The following is a 6,173-nucleotide window of genomic DNA, read 5'->3' as shown; positions in this document are numbered from 1 at the left end:
GCGGCATTTCAGGCAGAGCAGCCTTGGCTGCCGACCCCAGGAGCCACACCCCCACCACCTGTGTACATAATACTGGTTTGAGGGCTGACCTTCACCCACGGTGGTCACCTTATCGCCGAAGATCCATCCGTCGACCGCGAGCCCCAGGGATTCCGGTCGGCCTACGGCCTTCCTCCATCCCTGGGGCAACGCCCATACCTCCTGGAACCTCTAACACCATTGATGTAGAGTAAAATTCAATGGTAGACCCCTGTTCTAATGATTGCCCGAAAGGTGGCGTGAGGATGTACGAAGCTGATTCGCTGGAAGAACTTCAAAAGAAACTGAGGGAGTGCACGCGTTGCCCCCTGCATGAAGGTCGCGGGAATCTAGTTTTCGGCGCGGGCAATCCGGACGCCCGGCTCATGTTCGTTGGCGAGGCGCCTGGGCGCGCGGAAGACGCGCAAGGCATTCCTTTTGTGGGGCCCGCCGGGAAGTTGCTTGACGAGTTGCTGCGCGGCATCGGTCTCGAGCGCGCGGATGTATACATAGCCAACGTGGTCAAGTGCCGTCCGCCGGGAAACCGCGACCCGCTTCCTCTCGAGGTGGAGACGTGCAAACCGTTCCTTCGTGAACAGATAAAGCTGGTGCGTCCCGAGATTATCTGCGAACTCGGGCGCGTCGCTGCGGGTGTGATGATGCAGCGCCAGATACGGATAACGAGCGTCCATGGAAAGAAGTTTCCAGGATCCGGATACTTTCACGTCCCGGTGTTTCACCCGGCCGCGGCTCTGCGCGCGCGTGAGACCATGCAACTGTTGCGTCAGGATTTCGCGAACCTCAACTCTTATCTCGAGGAAGAGGCGCCATCGCCGACTGAGACCACCCCCGAACCTGAACGCGCCCGCGCCCCCGAGTCCGAACCCGAACAGATGGAGCTCTTTTGAGCGCTAATGGCATGGTTCTGACTCTCAAGACTCTTTCCGAGGAGCAAAGCGCCGAAGTGGGCGCTTTTCTTGGCGGCATCCTCGAGCCGGGTGACGTCCTTTGCCTCGAGGGGGGTCTTGGCGTTGGCAAGACGGCTTTCGTTCGAGGTCTTGCCAGGGGCAAAGGGTACAAGGGGTTCGTGACCAGCCCGACCTTCACGATAATCAATCAGTACCCCGAGATCGGGCTTTGCCACGTAGACGCGTACAGGCTCACGTGCGCGCGAGAACTGCTAGAAGTGGGCATCGAGGAGTTCCTGTGCGGTGAGTGGGTTTGCGCGGTCGAGTGGGCGGCGAGGGTCCGCGGCGCGCTACCGGACCGGGCGCTCGAAGTGCGATTGACATTTGGAGCGGGGGAGGACGAACGGTTGCTGGAAATCGCGGCCGCCGCCGGTTGGGACGGACGGTGGCGGGATATTGAAGAACGGTTGTGTCGTTATGCCTGATGAGAAAAATGAAGTATCCGAGCGCGCCGTTCTGCTGGCGTGGGATACGTGCACGGAAGCCGGCATCATTGCCGTGGGCAGGAGCGGAGTCCTTGAAGCCGAGACGCGCTTTGAAACCGCGCGCGGCGGCGCGCATCAGCTCATGCCGTTTGTCGATTCAACTCTTGATGAGCTCGGGATAATCCCCGAGGATATTGGCGCGCTTGCCGTGGGGCTGGGGCCGGGCGGCTTTACAGGCGTAAAAGTTAGCGTCGCGACAGGCAAGGCGCTTGCGCGCGCGCTGGACGTGCCGCTCGTTGGAATCCCAACACTTGATCTCCTGGCGGCGCACGCGCCCGAGGGAGACGGTCCTGTCATCGCATGCATGGACGCGAGGCGCGGGTTCGTTTACGCGACCGGATACACGCGAGGCGGATCGCTTCTGAAGAGAGCAACCGGCTACACGTGCGTTAGCCCGGAAGAAACAGGTCACATTGCCGCGGGGCTTGGGCACGGCCGGGTCACCGCCGTGGGTTACGTTCCCGATAGTATTGTGAGCGCGGCATCGAGCGCCGGTGTCGAAGTCGAGGCGCTGGCGGACGCGGACGTTGGTTTTCCAATGGGCCGCGCTCTTCTTGCGCGCGCGTTCGCGATGATTGAAAGCGGACTTTGCGGGAACGCTTTCTCCATCGTCCCGATATATCTCAAGAAGGAGCTGTAGTTGACATGCCTGGACACGGCGCCTGCCTGATAAGGGAAATGCGGTCCGATGACCTCGACCGCGTGGTTGTGCTCGAGAAAGAAATCTTCTCGAGTCCCTGGAGCGCGGACATGTTCCTCTACGAACTCAACCGCGACGGCAACGCGGTATTCCTTGTCGCGGAAGACTCACAGAAGTTGTGCGGCTATATCGGCGCGCAGATATTGGATCAAGAGGTTCATATTACGAACATGGCCGTCGAGACGGGCGTCAGAAGGAGAGGGCTCGGTTCGGCGTTGCTCATCGAGTGCATACGTGAAGGCATGAAGTGTGGCGCCAGGTGGCTTACTCTGGAGGTCAGGCGCGACAACGACGAAGCCAGGTTGTTCTACAAAGTTTTTGGCTTTGACGAGTTGGGAGTGCGCTACGGTTACTATGAAGACACGGGCCAGGACGCGGTGATAATGGGGACCGGCGACATACGCTCCGCCGATTTCACAGAGCTCATCGCTGGAATCGAGCGGAGGGCGCGGATTAGGGGAGGCGACGGCGCGTGCTAGTTCTCGGAATCGAGAGTTCGTGCGACGAGACGTCCGCTTCGCTGGTTGTTGACGGCGTTCGCGTGCTGTCCAACGTTGTCGCCTCGCAGATCGATCTGCACCGCCCGCACGGCGGCGTTGTTCCGGAAATCGCGGCCAGGGCGCACGTGGAATCCATAGCCCCGGTGATATCTGGCGCCCTCGAGGCGTCCGCCGAACGCCCCGATCTCGTGGCCGTGACAGTGGGTCCGGGCCTCGTCAGCTCGCTCGTGGTTGGCGTGTCCGCCGCGAAGGCTCTGTCCTGGGCGTGGCGCGCGCCGCTCGTCACCATCAACCACCTGGAGGCGCATCTGTACGCCCCGGCGCTCGAAGGCGCTTTGCCCGGGTACCCGTTTCTCGCGCTTGTCGTGTCAGGCGGTCACACCGTGCTGGCGGAGGTGCGTGGGCTCGAGGACATAGAGATAATCGGGCAAACACAGGACGACGCCGTCGGTGAAGCGTACGACAAGGTGGCAAGGTTTCTGGGACTTGGTTATCCGGGAGGGCCGGTGATCGAGAAAGTGGCGCGTGAAGGCAATCCGCGCGCGGTCGATTTTCCCAGGGCCATGCTGAGAAGCGGCGACTACAACTTTTCTCTCTCGGGCCTCAAGACCGCCGTGGTAAGACACGTGACGAAAATCGAGTCAGAGGGAAAGGCGCCTCCCGCGGTCGCGGACATCGCGGCGTCGTTTCAGGCGGCTGTCCTGGAGGTTCTGGTGAAGAAGACCGTGGCGGCGGGGCGTGATAGAGGCCTCGAGAATGTGGTCATTGGCGGGGGCGTAGCGTGCAACACGGCGCTTCGCGATTGGCTTGACCGCGAGTGCATGCGCGAAGGCATGAATTTGATATGTACGTCGAGCGCGCTGTGCACCGATAACGCGGCCATGGTGGCGGCCGTTGGCTACCTGCGCTACAGCGCGGGGCGCGCGTCGGGGCTGGATGTTGATGTATGCCCAAACCTTCGCCTCGGAGCGCCTCTCTGACAGTCACTTGAGCCGCGTCTCTAAAGGCGCGGATCAGTGTGGAAGCCGTTCGGTGAGTAGTAGAGGAGGAGTTGTCTGTGGAAGATGTAGAGAGGTTAGTTAAGGAGCTAAAGAAATACGGCGCGGAAGAAAAATATTCGGAGGAGACGGACAGGGAGCTCGAGAGGATTGTCCAAAAGCTCCTGTCCCTGGGAGAGGCGGCTGTTCCAGGGCTTATCGAGGTCATGGAGGATGACGAGAGCTTCGGCGCCATTCATGCCATGGAGGCCCTGGGGAAGATAGGGGACGAAAGAGCGATCGCACCCCTGGTCGATCTGCTGGAAAACCCCGACATCGGCGGTAGCGCCGGGGATGCCCTGCTGGGGTTCGGGCCGGCGTGTGTCCCTGATGTCATCAGGGACATGGAACACCGCATTGCGCACCCTGTGGAAGACGATGGTGGCTTCATTCTGCTTACCACTTATCACCTGAGGACAATAGGTGATATTCGTTGCGACCGGTCTGTCGAGTTTCTGAATGGATTGCTGGACGAATACATGTCCGAGATGCCGCGCGAGACCTTCGATCCAAGCAAGCTGGACTGGAAGTACCGGAACGTGGATTTCTTCCAGATCCTGGACGCTATGGTGAAGCAGCAGGACGAGAGGGCGATCCCGCACATTGAGAACGCGAGGGACGCCTTCCCGCCGGAGTACGTCGACCATAAGATATGCCAGGTGGCTATCGACAGGATAAGGAGCGGGGAGAATGAGGGTTATCTTCCCATGGAGGCGCTAGAAATGGCGGTTCCCACCGAGGCCATAATGGATGCGTTCAGGACCGCCCTGGACTGGGGCGATTCACCAGGTGATACCGTGGGCGAACCAGGTGAAGAAGACTGGCAAGCCGAGAATGCTGAAGACTATGAGGATGTGTACCAGTTCAAGGTTTCCCTGGAGGACATAAAACCGCCAATCTGGCGCAGAATACAGGTTCCCGGCAGTTACACGTTCTGTGATCTCCACTCGGTCATTCAGGATGCCATGGGCTGGGATGACGACCATATGCACGTCTTCGAGATTCGCGACCCTTCAGTCGGGGTGGTCGTTAGAATAGGGATGTCGAGCGAGTATCCAGGTGGATTAGTGGAAGACCTCCCGGGGCGGAAGACAGCCATCGCCGAATATTTCTCGCCGGAGAACAGCATGGCGAAGTACGAGTACAACTTCGGCGACAGCTGGAAGCATAAGGTCAAGTTGGAGAAGATACTTCCCCGCGAAGAGAACCTCCAGTACCCGCGGTGCGTCGCGGGAAAGCGTGCTTGCCCTCCAGAGGATTGCGGAGGTGTCTGGGGATACATCAACCTGCTGGAGATAATCAACGATCCCCAGCACGAGGAGCACGAGGAGATGCTCGAGTGGGTGGGGGAAGATTTCGACCCCGAAGATTTCAGCCCTGATGAGGTCTTCTTCGTGGACCCCTACGGCGGCTGAAGTTCAAAATGATTTAATCGTTAGAATGCCATGTTCTGAGGAACGGACGATGCTTATGGACGAAGCCAAACTAATAGAAAAGCTTCGCCTTGTTGAGGCGCTTTTCGCTGGCGAGACGATCGAGGGTGAAAAGGTAGCGGCCGAGAGGGCAAGGCAGCGAATCCTGGAGCGGTTGAGATCATTGGAGCGGGAGGATCCGCCGGTCGAGTACAAGTTCTCCATGGAAGACATGTGGTCGCGCAAGGTGTTCGTCGCCCTGCTTCGCCGTTACGGCATCAAGCCTTACCGATACAGGGGACAGCGTCACACCACGGTGATGGCAAGGGCATCGAAGAGGTTTGTCGATGAGACGCTGTGGCCCGAGTTCTATGAGATCTCCGAGACGCTGCGGACATACCTGTCCGAGGTGACCGAGCGCGTTGTTTTCCAGGTCATTCACCAGGATAGTTCCGAGGCCGATGTCGTGGAGAAACCGCTACAACTCCCACTCGCCGTTGGCAAGGGCAATTCGGCGCCCACAACATCATCAGTGCATCAGGGCCAATCAGATCGAGATAAAACTGCGACCTCGAAAGGCGGTGACACGAGGTCAGCAGGAAATCGCTCGAAGCGAAAGCAAAAGAAACGCAAACGCCGTTGAGAATCATATTGGCGAAGTAACTATTTAGCCTGTCCGCGCTTCTGATTGAAGGCGGCTTTGTGCAGGCCGGGAAGAGTGCGGGTGGTATGATTGTGGGCGAAAAGCGCGAAAGTCAACTGTTCCGGCGGAGACTGTCATGAACACGAATGCCCCGACCAATTTGCAGCAACTATCGGCCCTTTTGCGTCAGGGCGAGGGTCTGGCGTGTGAGTTCAAGCGTTCGACCGGCGAACTGAAGGAAGGCATGCAGACCCTTTGCGCATTTCTGAATGGCGCCGGCGGCATGGCGCTCTTCGGCGTCCGCCCGGACGGCAAAGCCGAAGGGCAGGGTGTCTCCGACCAGACGCTTCGCGATATCGCGCAGGCCGCCAACCGCTTCGAGCCTCCCGCTCACGTCGCCATCCACCGCA

The 6,173-nt window shown here is 59.5% G+C and carries 7 protein-coding genes and 1 pseudogene; all 8 read left to right on the top strand.

Annotation, left to right across the window (positions count from 1 at the left end; genetic code table 11):
* The first annotated feature begins 284 nt into the window (after nt 1-284).
* Nucleotides 285-926, top strand: a complete 642-nt coding sequence (locus tag CVT63_07565) for a uracil-DNA glycosylase (GenBank protein ID PKQ27526.1) — start codon at nt 285-287, stop codon at nt 924-926.
* On the top strand, nt 923-1,411 hold the full coding sequence (locus tag CVT63_07560) for a tRNA (adenosine(37)-N6)-threonylcarbamoyltransferase complex ATPase subunit type 1 TsaE (GenBank protein ID PKQ27525.1): 489 nt from the start codon (nt 923-925) through the stop codon (nt 1,409-1,411). The genes CVT63_07565 and CVT63_07560 overlap by 4 nt, the downstream gene beginning before the upstream one ends.
* Nucleotides 1,404-2,111 carry a tRNA (adenosine(37)-N6)-threonylcarbamoyltransferase complex dimerization subunit type 1 TsaB gene (gene tsaB, locus CVT63_07555; protein PKQ27524.1) on the top strand — a complete coding sequence of 236 codons (708 nt, stop codon included), beginning with the start codon at nt 1,404-1,406 and terminating at the stop codon, nt 2,109-2,111. Before CVT63_07560 ends, tsaB begins: the two co-directional genes overlap by 8 nt.
* 5 nt (nt 2,112-2,116) lie before the next feature.
* The gene (gene rimI / locus CVT63_07550) at nt 2,117-2,650 is read left to right on the top strand and encodes a ribosomal-protein-alanine N-acetyltransferase (protein PKQ27523.1); all 534 of its coding nucleotides are present in this window, start codon (nt 2,117-2,119) and stop codon (nt 2,648-2,650) included.
* Nucleotides 2,644-3,651, top strand: a complete 1,008-nt coding sequence (gene tsaD, locus CVT63_07545; GenBank protein ID PKQ27522.1) for a tRNA (adenosine(37)-N6)-threonylcarbamoyltransferase complex transferase subunit TsaD — start codon at nt 2,644-2,646, stop codon at nt 3,649-3,651. The genes rimI and tsaD overlap by 7 nt, the downstream gene beginning before the upstream one ends.
* Before the next feature lie 77 nt (nt 3,652-3,728).
* Nucleotides 3,729-5,123, top strand: coding sequence for a hypothetical protein (locus tag CVT63_07540; protein PKQ27521.1), 1,395 nt, complete (start codon nt 3,729-3,731; stop codon nt 5,121-5,123).
* 49 nt (nt 5,124-5,172) lie between these two features.
* Nucleotides 5,173-5,583, top strand: a pseudogene (locus CVT63_07535) (hypothetical protein).
* A 316-nt stretch (nt 5,584-5,899) separates the two neighbouring features.
* On the top strand, nt 5,900-6,173 hold a 274-nt coding region (locus CVT63_07530), incomplete at its 3' end, for an ATP-dependent DNA helicase RecG (protein PKQ27520.1).

Source organism: Candidatus Anoxymicrobium japonicum, from assembly GCA_002843005.1.
Taxonomy (GTDB): Bacteria; Actinomycetota; Geothermincolia; order Fen-727; family Anoxymicrobiaceae; genus Anoxymicrobium; species Anoxymicrobium japonicum.
The sequence above is the reverse complement of the archived record's forward strand: the minus strand, read 5'-3'. Positions and strand labels throughout refer to the sequence as shown.

Coding starts and splice junctions, on each gene's coding strand:
- rimI (PKQ27523.1), top strand. CDS start 2,117: ATGCCTGGACACGGCGCCTGCCTGATAAGGGAAATGCGGTCCGATGAC.
- CVT63_07565 (PKQ27526.1), top strand. CDS start 285: ATGTACGAAGCTGATTCGCTGGAAGAACTTCAAAAGAAACTGAGGGAG.
- tsaB (PKQ27524.1), top strand. CDS start 1,404: ATGCCTGATGAGAAAAATGAAGTATCCGAGCGCGCCGTTCTGCTGGCG.